The following is a 14,927-nucleotide window of genomic DNA, read 5'->3' as shown; positions in this document are numbered from 1 at the left end:
GGCAGCAGCCCCCGCAACGGCGCACGCCTGCGCAACGGTACGGCCAATCACGGCGCCGCGTCGGCGGCTGCCTTGCTTCATCGCTTCCATGAGCAGATGGAAGACGCCTTCGACCCGCTCGGTGTTGGCGCGCCCATCCTGCATGCGCAGCTGGCCTGGCTGTCCCACCCGCAGGAACTGGGCGAGCACATGCTCAGTCTGTCCTCGGATCTGTGGGCGCTGCAATGGCACTCCTGGGCACGGATGCATGGGCTGCCCAGCCCCGACCCGATCGAACCCAACGTCGACGATGCCCGTTTCGCCGATCCGGTGTGGACCGAGCGCCCGACCTGGGATCTGATCAAGGAATGGTACCTGGCCTTCACCCGCCACACTCAGGACATGCTCTACGAGACGCCCGGCCTGTCGAGCAAGGAACGCAGGCGCGCGGCGTTCTGGTGGCGGAAATGGCTCAACGCGGTGGCGCCCACCAACTTCCTGTGGACCAATCCGGTTGCTTTGCAGCGTGCGATCGATACGCGTGGGCAAAGCCTCATCGACGGCTTCTCGAACTATCTCGAGGACGTGCAGGCGGGCGAGGTACGCATGACCAACCCGGACGATTTCCGGGTCGGTGAGAACCTTGCCACCACGCCGGGTGCGGTGGTGTTCCGCAATCGCCTGCTGGAGGTGATCCATTACGCACCGGTGCAGAAGAAAGTGTGTGCCGAGCCGCTGGTCATCATCACGCCCTGGATCAACAAGTTCTACGTCCTCGATCTGCAGCCGCGGAAGAGCATGATCCGCTATCTGCTCGACCAGGGGCTGGACGTGTTCATCACAAGCTGGAAGAACCCCGACGCGTCGATGCGCGACACCGGTTTCGACGACTACCTGCGGGAGGGGGTCGATACCATTGTGCGCGTGGCGCGTGAGTTCACCGGTGCGGCGAAGGTGCATGCAGCGGGCTACTGCATCGGCGGCACGGCGCTTGCGATGTACATGGCCTGGGCTAACCGGCACTACCCGGAGGGCGAGGTGCCGGTGGCGGACTGGACGCTCTTCACCACCCTGGTCGATTTCCACAAGCCGGGCGATATCGAGGTCTTCATCGACGAAGGCAGCATCCACTACCTGATCAGCCAGATGGCGCGCAAGGGCTACCTGGACGGCAAGTCCATGGCCGCCTCCTTCCGCCTCCTGCGCTCCAACAGCCTGATCTGGCATTACGTGGTGCGTGGCTGGCTGTACGGAGAGAAACCACCGGCCTTCGATGTGCTGTACTGGAACATGGATGCGACCCGCATGCCTTACCGCATGCACGCCTGGTATCTGGAGGAGCTTTATCTGCGTAACCGTCTCATCCAGCCCGATGCCCTGGTCGTCGCCGGGGAAGCGCTGGATCTCGGGCGTATCCGCCAGCCCCTCTATGCCGTGAGCTGCGAGGACGACCATATCGCGCCGTGGCGGCAGACCTTCCGCATCGTCGATCATGTGAGCGTGCCGGTGCGCTTCGTGCAATCGAGCTCGGGGCACATCCTGGGTATCGTCAATCCGGTGGTCGACCCGCCCAAGCGGCGCTACTGGGTGGGCGAAACGCAGCCCGGGGATACGCCCGAGCGCTGGCGCCAGGGCGCGCAGGCCTGCGAGGGAAGCTGGTGGCCGGACTGGATGGCCTGGCTCAAGCCGCGCGCCGGCGAGCAGGTGCCAGCAAGAGCGGCCGCGAATGCGGCGTTCCCTGCGCTGGCCGACGCGCCGGGAGAATACGTGCTGGAGCGTTGAAGTTCAGGCGCCGTAGCGAGACAGCCGGGCCGGGTCGTGCAGGGTGATGCGCTTGCCCTGCACGCTGATCAGGCGGGCATCGCTCAGGTCGTGGAAGATGCGTGACAGGGTTTCCGGCGTCAGATTCAGGCGCGAGGCGATCACCTGCTTGCTGGTGGGCAGCGCGATCTCGCAGGGCGTGTCGCTGTCGGCCACCTGGAGAAGATAGCCGATCACGCGCTGCGTGCTCGAGCGCAGCGAGTAGGTTTCTACGTCCTGAATCAGCCCATGCAGGCGGATCGCCATGCCGGCGAGCAGTTTGTGGGCGAAGGTCGAATCCTGGTCGATGAGCTCGGTCACCACCTGCTGGCCGACGTGGATCAGCACGGTGTCGGTGAGTGCCTCGGCAAACACGGGGTAGGGGTGGTCCATGAACATCACCGCCTCACCGAAGCTCTGCATCGGGCCGATGATCTCCACCACCTTCTCGGTGCCCTGCGAGGATGAGAACGCAAGCTTGACCTGACCGGAGACGACGAAGTAAAAGCCGTGCGGTTGATCCCCGCGCTGGAACAGCACTTCGCCGCGTGCCACCTGGCGCTCGCGGGTGAAACGCGCCACGAGCTGGATGTCGGCCTCCGAGAGTTCGCCGAACAGGGGGATGCGGCCCAGCAGGGCGGGGATGTCGAGTTGTATGTGGGAATGAGGCATCTCGGAACTCTCCGGTGGGGTCGCAATTCTAATCGAGCCGCTGTGCCCGGGGGCTCGCGGCAGCACATTCCGGCTCTCTGGCCGGTTAGCAAAGGGAGAAGGGATGTTCTATTACGCGATCAAGAATCTGCACATCACCTGCGTGGTACTGAGCGCGGCGGGGTTCCTGCTGCGGGGGCTATGGATGATGACCGGAAATCCATTGCTGCAGCATCGCCTCACCAGGATTCTGCCGCATCTGGTGGATACGACACTGCTGTTGTCGGCGATCACCCTGACCGTGCTGATCCAGCAGTATCCCTTCGTGGCGGGCTGGGCCACGGCGAAGATCCTTGGTCTGATCGTCTACATCCTCCTCGGCACGGTGGCGCTCAAGCGCGGACGCACGCAGGGTATTCGCGTCGGCGCCTTCGTGGCCGCGCTGCTGGTCTACCTGTGGATCGTCTCGGTGGCGCTGACCAAGCAGGCCGCCGGCTACCTTGCCTGAACGCGTACGCGAGCGCTCAGCGCACGCCCTGCTGGTGCTGGATGAGCTTCTTCAGCCCGGCAGGGTCGAGCAGCTTCACATGCTTCTGCTGCACCGAGATCAGCCCGTCTTCCTGGAAGCGCGAGAAGGCCCGCGACACGGTTTCGAGCTTGAGCCCCAGGTAGGAGCCGATCTCTTCGCGCGTCATGCGCAGGTTGAAGTCCTGCGGCGAGAAGCCGCGCGCGTTGAAGCGCTGCGACATGTTGAGCAGGAAGGCAGCCAGGCGCTCCTCTGCGCGCATCGAGCCAAGCAGCATCATCACGCCGTGGTCGCGCACGATCTCCCGGCTCATGACCTTGTGGAACTGCAACTGCAGCCCCTCGATCTCGTGCGACATCTGCTCGAGCTTGTCGTAGGCGATCACGCACACCTCGCTGTCCTCGAGCGCGATTGCGTTGCAGGAGTGGGCTTCGGTGCTGATGCCGTCCAGGCCGAGGATTTCGCCCGTCATCTGGAATCCGGTCACCTGCTCGCGGCCGTCCTCGAGCAGCACATCGGTCTTGAACGAGCCGGCGCGGATCGCGTAGATGGCCTCGAAGGGATCGCCGGCCCGATAGAGGCAATGCTGGCGCTTCACCTTGCGGCGCGCACCCACCAGATCGTCGAGCCGGCTCAGTTCGCTGTCCGACATGCCGAAGGGCAGGCACAGTTCGACGAGGTTGCATTGCGAGCAGGCCACTTTCAGCCCGCTCACGGTGATTGGCACGGTAGCCCTCATCTGCACGATAATCCCGCTTCCCAGAAAAAAGACCCCGGTGAGGGTTTAATAGGCGTCTAAAACATGCCCGTTGACCCACGTCAACCTAAAGATTCCGGTGATCTGCCATTGTTTGGCACACACCTCAGCAGCAAGATCATGAAAAGTCAGAACGAACTCATCTTCGATCCGCAACTGATTCGTCGCTTCGACATCAACGGACCGCGATACACCTCTTACCCCACGGCGGACCGCTTCGTCGAGGCCTTCAATGCGGATGCGCTCAAGACCTGGCTCGCCAAGAGGGGCGTGGGCGGCGTAAGCAAACCGCTTTCATTATACTTCCACATCCCCTTCTGTAACACGATCTGCTATTACTGCGCCTGCAACAAGATCATCACCAAGGATCATGGGCGCTCTGCCAAGTATCTGAAATATCTGGCGAAAGAGATCGAGATGCAGGCCGCCGGCCTGACCGGCAGCCGGCAGGTCACCCAGCTGCACCTGGGGGGGGGCACGCCGACCTTCCTGTCCCACGACGAGTTGCGAGAGCTCATGGCGGCGGTGCGCGAGCACTTCACGCTGGTGCCCAATGGCGAGTATTCCATCGAGGTCGACCCGCGCAAGGTCGACTTCGAGACGGTGAAGCTGCTCGCCGACCTCGGTTTCAACCGCATGAGCGTGGGCGTGCAGGACTTCGCCGAGGACGTGCAGGCGGCGGTCAACCGCATCCAGAGCTACGACGAGACGAAGCTCGTCATCGACGCGGCGCGCGCCACCGGTTTCAAGTCGGTGAGCATGGATCTCATCTACGGCCTGCCCAAGCAGAACGTGATCAGCTTCAACCGCACGCTGGAGCAGGTGCTCGAGATCTCGCCCGACCGCATCTCGCTGTACAGCTATGCGCACTTGCCGGGCCTCTTCAAGCCCCAGCGCCGCATCAACAGCGGCGACATGCCCACCGCGGATACCAAGCTGCAGTTGCTGCAGCTGGGCATCCGCCGCCTCACCGAGGCGGGCTACGTGTACATCGGCATGGACCATTTCGCCAAGCCGGACGACGAACTCACCGTCGCCCAGCGCCAGGGGCGTCTGCATCGCAATTTCCAGGGCTACTCCACCCAGGCCGAGTGCGATCTGCTCGCCTTCGGCGTGTCGGCGATCGGCAAGATCGGGCCGGTGTATGCGCAGAACGTGAAGAGCCTGGACGAGTACTATGACGCGCTCGACCGCGACGAGCTGCCGGTGCTGCGCGGCATCGAGCTTACCGCAGACGATCTGCTGCGGCGCGCGATCATCCAGGCGCTGATGTGCCACTTCGAGCTGTCCATGCAGTCGATCGAGATCGCCCATCTGATCAACTTCCGCGAGTATTTCGCCGAAGAACTCGCCGACCTGCAGGAGATGGAGAAGGCCGGCCTGGTGAAGATCGATGGCGACTGGATCAGCGTGCAGCCCGGCGGGCGCCTGCTGGTACGCGGCATCGCGATGGTGTTCGACCGTTACCTGCGCGCCGACCGCGAGCGTGCGCGCTACTCGCGCGTGATCTGAGTATTGCGGCAACGCAGCGTAGAATGAGGCCTCGCATTCCCCGCGGGGCCTTTTTCATCCATGCCTGACACCGGTTACATCGCAGTCTTCCTCATCGGCCTGCTCGGCGGCACGCACTGCGTGGCCATGTGTGGCGGCATCGTCGGTGCACTGACCATGCAGGTGCAGACGCCTGGCGGCAAACCGCAATGGCCGCTGCACCTGGCGTACAACATCGGCCGCATCACCACCTACACTGCGCTCGGCGGGGCAGTGGGTCTGCTCGGCTCGGTCGGCCTGCTCTACGACGGCATGCTGCCAGTGCAGATGGCGCTGTACGTGCTCGCCAACCTCATGCTGATCGCGCTCGGGCTCTATCTCACCGGCTTCACCCGCCTGCTCACTCCGATCGAGCGTGCCGGCGGCGTGCTATGGCGGCGCATCCAGCCCGCGACCCAGCGCTTCCTGCCTGCGCGCTCGATCCGACAGGCGCTGCCGCTTGGACTACTGTGGGGCTTTCTGCCTTGCGGGCTGACCTACTCCGTCCTCGCCACCGCGCTGGTCACCGGCTCGGGTGCGCGCGGGGCAGGGCTGATGCTGGCCTTCGGCCTGGGTACGCTGCCCAATCTGCTGCTGGCAGGCATGTTGTTCAAACGTTTTCGTGACATCACCCGCAACCGCCGGGTCCGCATTGCGTCCGGCGTGCTGGTGCTGGGTTTCGGGGTGTTCGGCCTCTATCATGCACCGACGCTGGGCGGCGACCTGTGGCGTGGTGTGGTCTGCGTGACCTGAGGGCGCCGTCCGGCGTTTGGTATCGACAAGGAGCAACACATGAATGAAGTGACGATCAAGGTGGAAGGCATGAGCTGCGGCGGATGCGTGAAGAATGTGACCGGTGTGCTGCAGGCGCTGCCCGGCGTGCAGGACGTGCAGGTCTCGCTCGGGACGGCGTCTGCCACCGTGCGCCACGACCCTGCACAGACTTCCGTCGAGGCGCTGCGCGCTGCGGTCGAGGATGCCGGGTTCGACTCCCCGGCCTGATGGTTTTCATGCGGACGGGGCAATGCCGCAGTGCAAGAAATTGTGGTTTCCCCCTATAATCCGCGCACATTTTTCCACGGGAGGGATTCATGGGCTTCGATATGGTCAGCGCCGGCAAGGATGTGCCGAACGACATCAACGTCATCATCGAGATCTCCGCGCAGGGCGATCCGATCAAGTTCGAGGTGGACAAGGACAGCGGCGCCGTCTTCGTCGACCGCTTCATGGGCACCTCGATGCGCTACCCGCTCAACTACGGCTACGTGCCGCACACCATCGCCGGCGACGGCGACCCGGTGGACGTGCTGGTCGTGACCCCCTTTCCGCTGCAGCCGGGCGTCGTCATCCGCTGCCGCCCGGTGGGCGTGCTCAAGATGGAAGATGACGGCGGGGTAGACGCCAAGGTCGTCGCCGTGCCGGTGTCCAAGCTGACCCCGCTGTACGACAAGGTGCAGACCACCGACGACCTGCCCGAGCTGCTGATGAAGCAGACCGTGCACTTCTTCGAGCACTACAAGGATCTCGAGCCCGGCAAGTGGGTCAAGGTTCTGGGCTGGGGCACGGTCGAAGACGCCAAGCAGGAAATCCTGAACGGTCTCGCCGCCGGCAAGAAGTAACACGGACGGCTGGGCCGTCGCTGGTGAAGGGGCCCGCCGTGTGCGGGCCCTTTTCCGTCCACGACGGCGCGGGGGACACAGAGTGCGTCCGCGTGTTGACGAGCGGGGCTGCTGCCAGTAGTGGCAGCGGTTTTGCCCGCAATGTGCCTGAGATGGCAGTTTGCTGGCGCAAGGTGCCCCGGGGCGGCGGACCATGGTCTGCGCCAGACAAGGGGGCTGGCAGGCTGGCATCACGCTTGCTTGTGCCTCTCCCGCTGCTACGATGGCGGCATCGGATCACAACAGCGACAACAGGGAAGACCCGCCATGCTCGCGCTCCTCATGAAGATCAACAAGAACCTCATCTTCGCCATCCCGGTGGCGATGGTGCTGGGCTTCGGCTTCGGCCTCGTCGCGCCGGTGGCGTGGCTCAAGTCGCTGATCGTGCCGCTCACCTTCCTGATGGTTTATCCGATGATGGTGAACCTCAAGTTGCAGAAAGTGCTCGAGGGCGGCGACCTCAAGGCGCAGGCGCTCGCGCAGGCGATCAACTTCGCCATCATCCCCTTCGTGGCCTTCGGCCTCGGCAAGCTCTTCTTCCCCGAGCAGCCCTTCTATGCGCTCGGCCTGCTATTGGCCGCGCTGCTGCCTACGAGCGGCATGACCATCTCGTGGACCGGTTTCGCCGGCGGTAACCTCGGTGCTGCGGTCAAGATGACCGTGCTCGGCCTCATCCTCGGCTCGCTCGCCACGCCGCTGTACGTGCGCTGGCTGATGGGGGCGGAGGTGCCGGTCGACATGGCCGCGATCTTCATGCAGATCATCATCATCGTGTTCCTGCCCATGGTTGCCGGCCACTTCACGCAGAAGTGGCTCATTGCCCGCCACGGCCAGGCCGAATACCAGAAAACCTGGGGGCCACGCTTCCCGCCATTCTCCACGCTCGGCGTGCTCGGCATCGTATTTGTCGCACTCGCACTCAAGGCGAAGGACCTCGTCGCCCAGCCCGGAGAGATCGTCGTCGTGCTGGTGCCGCTGCTGTGCCTGTACGGCATCAACTACGTGCTCAGCACGGTGGTTGCCCGCACCCTGCTGCCGCGTGGTGACGCCATCGCGCTGGTCTACGGCACGGTGATGCGCAATCTCTCGATCGCGCTCGCGTTGGCGATGAACGTGTTCGGTGGCGAAAGCGCGGGCGCCGCGCTGGTCATCGCGCTCGCATACATCCTGCAGGTGCAGTCGGCGGCGTGGTACGTCAAGCTCACCAACCGCCTGTTCGGCCCCGCACAGCCCAAGGCCGGCTGAAGCCCAGGGGAGATGGCGTGGCCGGAGGTCAGTCGGACCGGACCCGGCCGGTCGTCGCTGAGTGCATCCACGCCAGGCCTTCGCGAGTGCCGGCCGCGGGGCGGTATTCGCAGCCAATCCAGCCCGTGTAGCCGATGCGGTCGATGAAGTCGAACAGCCAGGGGTAGTTGATCTCGCCGCTGCCCGGCTCGTGCCGGCCTGGCGTGTCGGCGATCTGGATGTGCCCGATGCGCGGCAGGTGCCGGGCGATCGTGTTGGCGAGTTCGCCTTCCATGCGTTGCATGTGATACACGTCGTATTGCAGGAAGAGGTTGTCCGCGCCCACTGCATCGATCAGCGCGATGGCTTGCGCGCTGTGATGCAGGTGGAAGCCGGGGATGTCGAAGGTGTTGATCGGTTCGATCAGCAGGCGGATGCCGGCCGCCTTCAGCTCGCGTGCGGCGAAGCGCAGGTTGGCGACGAGGATCTCGTGCGCCTGAGCCGGGGCCAGATCGGCAGGCGGGACCCCCGCGAGGCAGTTGAGCCGTGCGCAACCGAGCGCCGTGGCGTACTCGATCGCGCGCCCGACGCCGTCCTGAAATTCGCCCACCCGGCCCGGGTGGCATGCAATGCCGCGCTCGCCCGCATCCCAGTCGCCCGCAGGGAGGTTGTGCAGCACCGCCACCAGGCCGTTCGCGTGCAGCCGGTCGGCGATCTCGTTCCGGTCGAAGGCGTAGGGGAACTGGAATTCCACCCCGCGAAAGCCCGCTTCCGCAGCCGCCTCGAAGCGCGCGAGGAAGGGTAAATCGTTGAAGAGCAGGGTCAGGTTGGCGTCGAACTTGGGCATGCGCTTCCTTCTTTCGGGGCTCACTCGCAGCCCGAAGGCGCTTCGTGCACAGGGGCGCGGGTGAGACGGAGGGCGCTCTGTACGTGCTGCGTCGGTTGTACTGCGTGGGTTCGCATCTTGCCATGTGCGGGCGCATAATCCGAGTCCGAAGCCGCTGCCTGCCGCTGCCTGGCGCTGTATCCGCACGCAGCCGACGGCACCTGAAACGCCGCGCCGCCCGACCGGGGTGTCGCGGCATTTTCCTTCTGGAGGATCGATGTCCGCGCCCGGCGCATCCCGCATTGCCTTGCTTGCGCTCGTCGCGCTTTCCCTGATCTGGGGATACAACTGGGTCGTCATGAAGCAGGTGATCGACTACGTCGATCCCTTCGATTTCTCTGCCATCCGCGCCGCGTTCGGCGCGCTCACGCTGTTCGGGGTGCTCGCGCTGCTCCGGCGGCCAATGACGATCGAGGCCTGGCGTGAGGTCGTGTTGCTCGGCCTGCTGCAGACGGGGGCTTTCACCGCGCTCATCCAGTGGGCGCTGGTGACCGCGGGTGCGGGCAAGACTGCAGTGCTCGTCTACACCATGCCGTTCTGGGTGCTCCCGATGGCCTGGCTCGCCCTGGGCGAGCGCGTGCGCGGCGTGCAGTGGCTGGGCATCGCGCTGGCAGCCAGTGGGCTGGTGCTGGTGCTCGAACCCTGGTCGCTGGGGGGCTCGGTGCTTGGCAATCTGCTGGCCGTTCTGGCCGGCGCGATCTGGGCGGCCTCTTCGGTGCTCGCCAAGCGCATGCGCCAGAGGCACAAGTTCGATCTGCTCGCGCTCACTGCGTGGCAGATGCTGTTCGGCGCGATCGCGCTGTGCGTCTTCGCGGGGCTGCATCCCTCGCGGCCGATCGAACCGTCGCCGTACTTCTTCGGCGCATTGGTCTTTAACGCCGTATTCGCGACCGGGCTCGCCTGGGTGCTGTGGCTGTACATCCTCCAGCACCTGTCTGCGGGGATGGCGGGGCTCTCGGTGCTGGGGGTTCCCCTCGTCGGCGTGCTGGCGGGCTGGATCGAGCTCGGCGAACGCCCGACGGCGGCAGAATTCGCCGGCATAGCGCTTATCGTCGGTGCGCTGGGGCTGGTGAGTCTGTGGGCCCTGATTCAAAGCAGCCGGGCCGCGCGCAGCGACGGGTAAGGCCGGGCGGCGCGCGCTTGCTGCAAGACGGGTTCGGATTTCCTGTGCGACGCGCTACTGGGCGCTCTTGCGCAACACCATCTCCGGAATCTGGTGCAGTGGAACGACGCTATCGGCCGCACCGAGGCGAATCGCCTCTTTCGGCATGCCGAACTTTCGCAGCGCTCGTATAAGAATACTTTATACCCGAATGAGTAGTCGATCATATCTAAACTTTTAGCTGGGCGGCAGACAAGGAGTGCGGAACTGGCTGCATCCGAGTGCACGACTGGCGAACGCATGAGCGGCGTGGCAAAGTGGCTCCCCACCCGTCTTCGTGCAGCGCTCCGGCCATGTTCTACGGCATCACCGACCTCTTCACCTTCGTCCTCGGCACCATCTTCATCGTGCTGCTGCCCGGGCCCAACTCGCTTTACGTGATGGCGGCTGCCTCGCGCTGGGGCGTGCGCGCCGGCTACCGGGGCGCGGCCGGCATCTTCGTCGGTGACACCCTCCTGATGCTGCTGGCGGTCACCGGCATGGCTTCGGTGTTGCGCGCCACGCCCGAACTGTTCATGGTCATCAAGTACGCCGGTGCGGCCTACCTGGCCTGGGTGGGCTTGAGTCTGCTGCGCGGTGCGCTCGCCACCTGGCGGCGGGGGGACGAAACCGCCGCAGCGGTCGGCGACGGCAAGCCGGACTACCCGCCGGTGCGCAGCACCCCGCACCCCTTCCGCACCGCGCTGCTGATCAGCCTGATGAACCCCAAGGCGATCCTGTTCTTCGTGTCCTTCTTCATCCAGTTCGTAGACCCCGCTTACGAACACCCGGCGCTGTCCTTCGTGATCCTGGGTGTGATCGTGCAGATCTGCAGCCTGCTCTACCTGTCGGTGCTCATCTTCGCGGGCGCCCGTCTCGCGGCGCAGTTCCGCCGTCACCGCCGTGCCGCGGCCGGGGCGACCGCAGGGGTGGGCGGGGTGTTCATCGGTTTTGGCGCCAAGCTCGCCACGGCGACGCTGGGGTAACTCAAGCACGGTTCCGTTGCGCCCGCGTGCGCACTACGGCACACCCGGCACCGCCATCCGGCGCGTACACTACAGTCCTTGTCGGAAAGGGCCATCCATGTCGGAAATTTCGATCACCGAGCACGAGTTCGAGCAGTTCCGCACGCTGATGCGGCGGGTCGCTGGCGTGGATCTGTCGCCGCAGAAGAAGAGCCTGGTGAGCGGGCGGCTGGCGCGCAGGCTGCGCGCGCTCGGGCTGAAGAGCTTCGGCGAGTATTTCGCGGTGGTGTCCGATCGCAAGTCGGCCGACGAGTTCGATCGAATGGTGGATCTGCTGACCACGCATGAGACCTATTTCTTCCGCGAGCCCAAGCACTTCGATTTTCTCACCGCCACCGTGTTGCCTGAGCTTCAGCAGCGTGCCAGGCCGCCGCGGATCTGGAGTGCGGCGAGTTCGTCCGGCGAAGAGGCCTACAGCATTGCCATGGTTCTTGCCGACCGGCTTGGCGTGGCTTCGGCGTGGGAGGTGTTCGCTTCCGACATCAGCCGCCAGGTGGTCGAGAAGGCCCGCAGCGGCGTGTACACCACCAACCGCATCGACGGTATTCCCAAGGACTACCTGCGCCGTTTCTGTCGGCTCGACAACACGGGCGGTGAGCAGACGCTGCAGATTGACGCCGCCCTGCGCAGGCGGGTGCGCTTCGCACAGGTCAATCTGAACGAGAACCTCGGGAGTCTCGGTGATTTCGATGTGGTCTTCCTGCGCAATGTGCTGATCTATTTCGATACGCCCACCAAGCAGCGCATCGTCGAACGCGTTGCGCGCCAGATGCGCCCCGATGGCTGGTTGCTCATCGGCCACTCGGAGAGCTTGAACGGCCTCAACGTCGGCCTGCGCCAGGAGCGTCCGACGATTTATCGGCGGGCCTGAGCATGGAGATGGACGATCACAGACCGATTCGGGCGGTGTCGACCGACGGACCCTCCGCCGCGCGCACAAACCCGGTGCAGGCTGGAAATGCGCATGCGCGCGAAGCCCGGCCAGAGGTCGGCGACCGCATCATCGCGATCGGCACCTCAACCGGCGGCACGCAGGCGCTGGAGGCCGTGCTGCGCAATCTGCCGCTCACCATGCCGGGTATCGTCGTGGTGCAGCACATGCCAGAAAAGTTCACCGCACTGTTCTCCCAGCGCCTCAACCAGCTGTGCAAGATCGAGGTGCTCGAGGCGGAGGACGGCATGAGCGTGCGCCCCGGGTGTGCGTTGATCGCGCCGGGCGGGCGGCAGATGTCGGTGCGCCGCAGCGGTACGCACTATGTGGTCGAGGTGCGTGACGGGCCGCCGGTCAACCGCCACCGCCCCTCGGTCGACGTGCTGTTCAACTCCGTCGCCAAGTACGCGGGGCGCAGGGCGCTCGGCGTCATCATGACGGGCATGGGCGACGATGGCGCCCGCGGGCTGCGCGAGATGTTCGATGCCGGCGCGCAGACCATCGCCCAGGACGAGGCCAGCTGCGTGGTGTTCGGCATGCCCAAGGAGGCCATCCGCCGGGGCGCGGCCGGCAGGGTGCTGCCGCTCGATGCGATCGGCCCGGCAATCGAACACTTCGCCCGCAGCGGTTTTTGAAGAGATCGCCCGGGCTTGCCAAGGGTCAGGGTCAAAGGAGTTTCGGAATGAGCGAATTGTTCACATGGTCATCTGCCTTCATGACCGGCCTTCCCGATGTGGACCGGCAGCACCGCCGACTGGTCGACCTGATCAACCGCCTCGGTGGCCTGCTGATGGGGGAGGGAGCGGTTTCGCAGGCACAGATCGATGCGGCCCGTGCCGAGCTGATCGAGTACAGCCAAACGCACTTCGGTGACGAGGAGGCCATGTTCATCGCGGCGGGCATCGACCCGTGCCATGTCGACTTCCACCGCGGGGAGCACCAGCGCTTCATCGACGAGCTTCATGCGATGGGCGCGGCCGAGGACGCGAAGGGACCGCAGCGGGAGCAGACGGTGCGGAGGGAGGTCGGCTATCTGGTCAACTGGCTTGCTCACCACATCCTCGGCGTCGATCAGTCGATGGCGCGGCAGCTGCGGCTGATGGAGAATGGGCTCAGCGCGCCGGAGGCCTTTGATGCCGAGCTTGAGCAGCGCCAGCGCGAGGCCTCGACCGAACCGCTGCTCGGTGCCCTGAACGGGCTGCTGGCGATGGTCTCCGAGCGTAACCGCGAGCTCGCCGAGCTCAATCGCACGCTGGAGCAACGCGTCGCCGAGCGCACCGCGGAGCTCGCGCGCGCGAACGAGCGCCTGCACGTGCTGACCTACCATGACGACCTCACCGGCCTGCCCAACCGGCGCCACGCCGTCACCGCGCTCGAGGCGCTGTGGCAAGAGGCCTGTCTGGACGGCACGCCGCTGTCGGTGCTGCTGCTGGATGCCGACCGCTTCAAGGGCGTCAACGACACCTACGGACATGCCGAGGGCGATGCCGTGCTGCGCGCGCTTGGTCAGCGACTGCGCGACGCCGTGCGTACCAGCGACATCGTGTGCCGCCTCGGCGGCGACGAGTTTCTGGTCATCTGTCCGCGCAGCGACCGCGCCGGTGCGCGGCAGGTGGCCAGCAAGATCGTCGCCTCGCGCCGCCCTCACATCAACGCCCTCGGGCAGGAATGCTGGAGCGGTGCGGTGAGCATCGGGGTGGCGGAGATCGAGCCCTCGATGCACAGCGCCGAGGACATGCTCAAGGCTGCGGACCGGGTGCTGTACGAAGCCAAGCGCGGAGGGGGCGACCGCGTCGGGTGAGGGCGCGCGCCCAATACGGGCAATCGGCCGAGCAGTCGGCCATGTCGCGAAAGTGTGTTATCCGCGAAAATGCCGCCGCGCCTTCATCCCCCTCTCCGTGGAATCCCCTCCATGATCCGCCTTCTTCGCCGTGTCTTGCCCCTGCTGCTCGGTTATCTCTTGGCGCTGCCCGCCCTGGCTGCGGATCTGGACGAGATTCGTGCGCGCGGCGAGCTTCGTCACCTCGGAATCCGCTACGCAAACTTCGTCACCGGCAGCGGCGACGGTTTCGACGTCGACTTGATGCGGGGCTTCGCGGCGCACATCGGCGTGCGCTACACGCTGGTGTATTCCGACTTCTACTCGGTCATCCGCGACCTGCTTGGACGTGAGGTTGTGCGCGAGGGGGATTCGGTGCGGCTGGAAGGGGCTTATCCGGTGCGCGGCGACGTGATCGCCGCGGGCTTCACCGTGCTGCCGTGGCGCGACGCGGTGCTGTTGTTCTCTGCGCCCACCTTTCCCTCGCAGGTACTGCTGGTGGCGAGCGCGCAGTCCCCGGTCAGGCCGATCGCGGGCAGCGACGATCTCGCCGCCGACATTCTGGAAACCCGGGCCCTGATCGCCGGCAAGAGTTTGCTGGTGATGGAGGGCACCTGCCTCGATCCGGCCAATTACGGGCTGGAAGGCGTGGGTATCGACCTGCGCGCCTACACCCGCAGCACCAACCTCAACGAAATGGTGCCGGCGCTGCTCAATGCCGATGCGGAGTTCACGCTGCTCGACGTGCCCGACGCCATCCTCGATCTGCGCAAGTGGGCCGGCCGCATCAAGGTACTGGGGCCGATCTCGGAGGAGCAGGCGCTTGCCGCGGCGTTCCCGCCCGATGCACCGGCGCTGCGCGATGCCTTCAACGCCTATCTCGCCGCCCTGAAGGCGAGTGGCGGGTATGACGCCCTGGTGGACAAATACTACCCGGGCATCCGGCGCTATTTCCCCGACTTCTTCGCGAGTGTGCCGCGTTGACGGCCGGATCTGGACG

The 14,927-nt window shown here is 65.3% G+C and carries 15 protein-coding genes and 1 pseudogene; 13 read left to right on the top strand and 3 right to left on the bottom strand.

The annotated features are described in order from the left end of the window. The first annotated feature begins 96 nt into the window (after positions 1 to 96). Positions 97 to 1,761 carry a PHA/PHB synthase family protein gene (locus tag ACPT9U_RS00335; protein ID WP_435749630.1) on the top strand — a complete coding sequence of 555 codons (1,665 nt, stop codon included), beginning with the start codon at positions 97 to 99 and terminating at the stop codon, positions 1,759 to 1,761. Positions 1,762 to 1,764: 3 nt separating this feature from the next. On the opposite strand, the gene ACPT9U_RS00330 is transcribed toward ACPT9U_RS00335, so the two are convergent. Next, on the bottom strand, positions 1,765 to 2,451 hold the full coding sequence (locus ACPT9U_RS00330) for a Crp/Fnr family transcriptional regulator (RefSeq protein ID WP_418363468.1): 687 nt from the start codon (positions 2,449 to 2,451) through the stop codon (positions 1,765 to 1,767). A 103-nt stretch (positions 2,452 to 2,554) separates the two neighbouring features. On the opposite strand from ACPT9U_RS00330, the gene ACPT9U_RS00325 reads away from it, so the two are divergent. Further along, entirely contained in the window at positions 2,555 to 2,938 is a 384-nt protein-coding gene (locus ACPT9U_RS00325) for a SirB2 family protein (protein ID WP_418363467.1), read from the top strand. 16 nt (positions 2,939 to 2,954) lie between these two features. Here the strand turns inward: ACPT9U_RS00325 and fnr are convergent, their stop codons facing one another. Continuing rightward, a complete protein-coding gene (fnr, locus tag ACPT9U_RS00320; RefSeq protein WP_418363466.1) occupies positions 2,955 to 3,695 on the bottom strand; it encodes a fumarate/nitrate reduction transcriptional regulator Fnr in 741 nt (246 codons plus the stop codon). A 138-nt stretch (positions 3,696 to 3,833) separates the two neighbouring features. Here fnr and hemN point away from each other — a divergent pair, with 138 nt between their 5' ends. The 5 genes from hemN to ACPT9U_RS00295 all read left to right on the top strand — a co-directional run bounded on the left by hemN (position 3,834) and on the right by ACPT9U_RS00295 (position 8,146). Then, complete coding sequence (hemN, locus tag ACPT9U_RS00315) at positions 3,834 to 5,225, top strand: oxygen-independent coproporphyrinogen III oxidase (RefSeq protein WP_435749523.1); 1,392 nt, start codon at positions 3,834 to 3,836, stop codon at positions 5,223 to 5,225. 60 nt (positions 5,226 to 5,285) lie between these two features. Next, positions 5,286 to 5,996, top strand: coding sequence for a sulfite exporter TauE/SafE family protein (locus ACPT9U_RS00310; RefSeq protein ID WP_435749522.1), 711 nt, complete (start codon positions 5,286 to 5,288; stop codon positions 5,994 to 5,996). Positions 5,997 to 6,035: 39 nt separating this feature from the next. Beyond that, positions 6,036 to 6,245 (top strand): heavy-metal-associated domain-containing protein, encoded by a 210-nt coding sequence (locus ACPT9U_RS00305; RefSeq protein WP_418363463.1) that lies wholly within the window; start codon positions 6,036 to 6,038, stop codon positions 6,243 to 6,245. An 89-nt stretch (positions 6,246 to 6,334) separates the two neighbouring features. Next, positions 6,335 to 6,862 (top strand): inorganic diphosphatase, encoded by a 528-nt coding sequence (gene ppa, locus ACPT9U_RS00300; protein WP_418363462.1) that lies wholly within the window; start codon positions 6,335 to 6,337, stop codon positions 6,860 to 6,862. A gap of 306 nt (positions 6,863 to 7,168) precedes the next feature. Beyond that, positions 7,169 to 8,146, top strand: a complete 978-nt coding sequence (locus ACPT9U_RS00295; protein ID WP_418363461.1) for an arsenic resistance protein — start codon at positions 7,169 to 7,171, stop codon at positions 8,144 to 8,146. Between the two features lie 28 nt (positions 8,147 to 8,174). On the opposite strand, the gene hyi is transcribed toward ACPT9U_RS00295, so the two are convergent. Further along, complete coding sequence (hyi, locus tag ACPT9U_RS00290) at positions 8,175 to 8,972, bottom strand: hydroxypyruvate isomerase (protein ID WP_435749521.1); 798 nt, start codon at positions 8,970 to 8,972, stop codon at positions 8,175 to 8,177. Between the two features lie 256 nt (positions 8,973 to 9,228). Here hyi and ACPT9U_RS00285 point away from each other — a divergent pair, with 256 nt between their 5' ends. The 6 genes and pseudogenes from ACPT9U_RS00285 (at position 9,229) to ACPT9U_RS00260 (ending at position 14,911) form a co-directional block, all read left to right on the top strand. Then, on the top strand, positions 9,229 to 10,134 hold the full coding sequence (locus ACPT9U_RS00285; protein ID WP_418363459.1) for a DMT family transporter: 906 nt from the start codon (positions 9,229 to 9,231) through the stop codon (positions 10,132 to 10,134). A 332-nt stretch (positions 10,135 to 10,466) separates the two neighbouring features. Then, on the top strand, positions 10,467 to 11,138 hold the full coding sequence (gene leuE / locus ACPT9U_RS00280; protein ID WP_435749520.1) for a leucine efflux protein LeuE: 672 nt from the start codon (positions 10,467 to 10,469) through the stop codon (positions 11,136 to 11,138). 97 nt (positions 11,139 to 11,235) lie between these two features. Further along, on the top strand, positions 11,236 to 12,048 hold the full coding sequence (locus ACPT9U_RS00275; protein WP_435749519.1) for a CheR family methyltransferase: 813 nt from the start codon (positions 11,236 to 11,238) through the stop codon (positions 12,046 to 12,048). Positions 12,049 to 12,170: 122 nt separating this feature from the next. Further along, positions 12,171 to 12,743 (top strand): annotated as a pseudogene (locus ACPT9U_RS00270) (chemotaxis protein CheB); the annotation flags it as partial. Positions 12,744 to 12,790: 47 nt separating this feature from the next. Beyond that, the gene (locus ACPT9U_RS00265; RefSeq protein WP_435749518.1) at positions 12,791 to 13,909 is read left to right on the top strand and encodes a diguanylate cyclase; all 1,119 of its coding nucleotides are present in this window, start codon (positions 12,791 to 12,793) and stop codon (positions 13,907 to 13,909) included. A gap of 111 nt (positions 13,910 to 14,020) precedes the next feature. Then, positions 14,021 to 14,911, top strand: a complete 891-nt coding sequence (locus ACPT9U_RS00260) for a transporter substrate-binding domain-containing protein (RefSeq protein WP_435749517.1) — start codon at positions 14,021 to 14,023, stop codon at positions 14,909 to 14,911. Positions 14,912 to 14,927: the final 16 nt, after the last annotated feature.

Origin of the sequence: Thauera sp. AutoDN2, assembly GCF_051280715.1 — a bacterium.
Taxonomy (GTDB): domain Bacteria; phylum Pseudomonadota; class Gammaproteobacteria; order Burkholderiales; family Rhodocyclaceae; genus Thauera.
The sequence above is the reverse complement of the archived record's forward strand: the minus strand, read 5'-3'. Positions and strand labels throughout refer to the sequence as shown.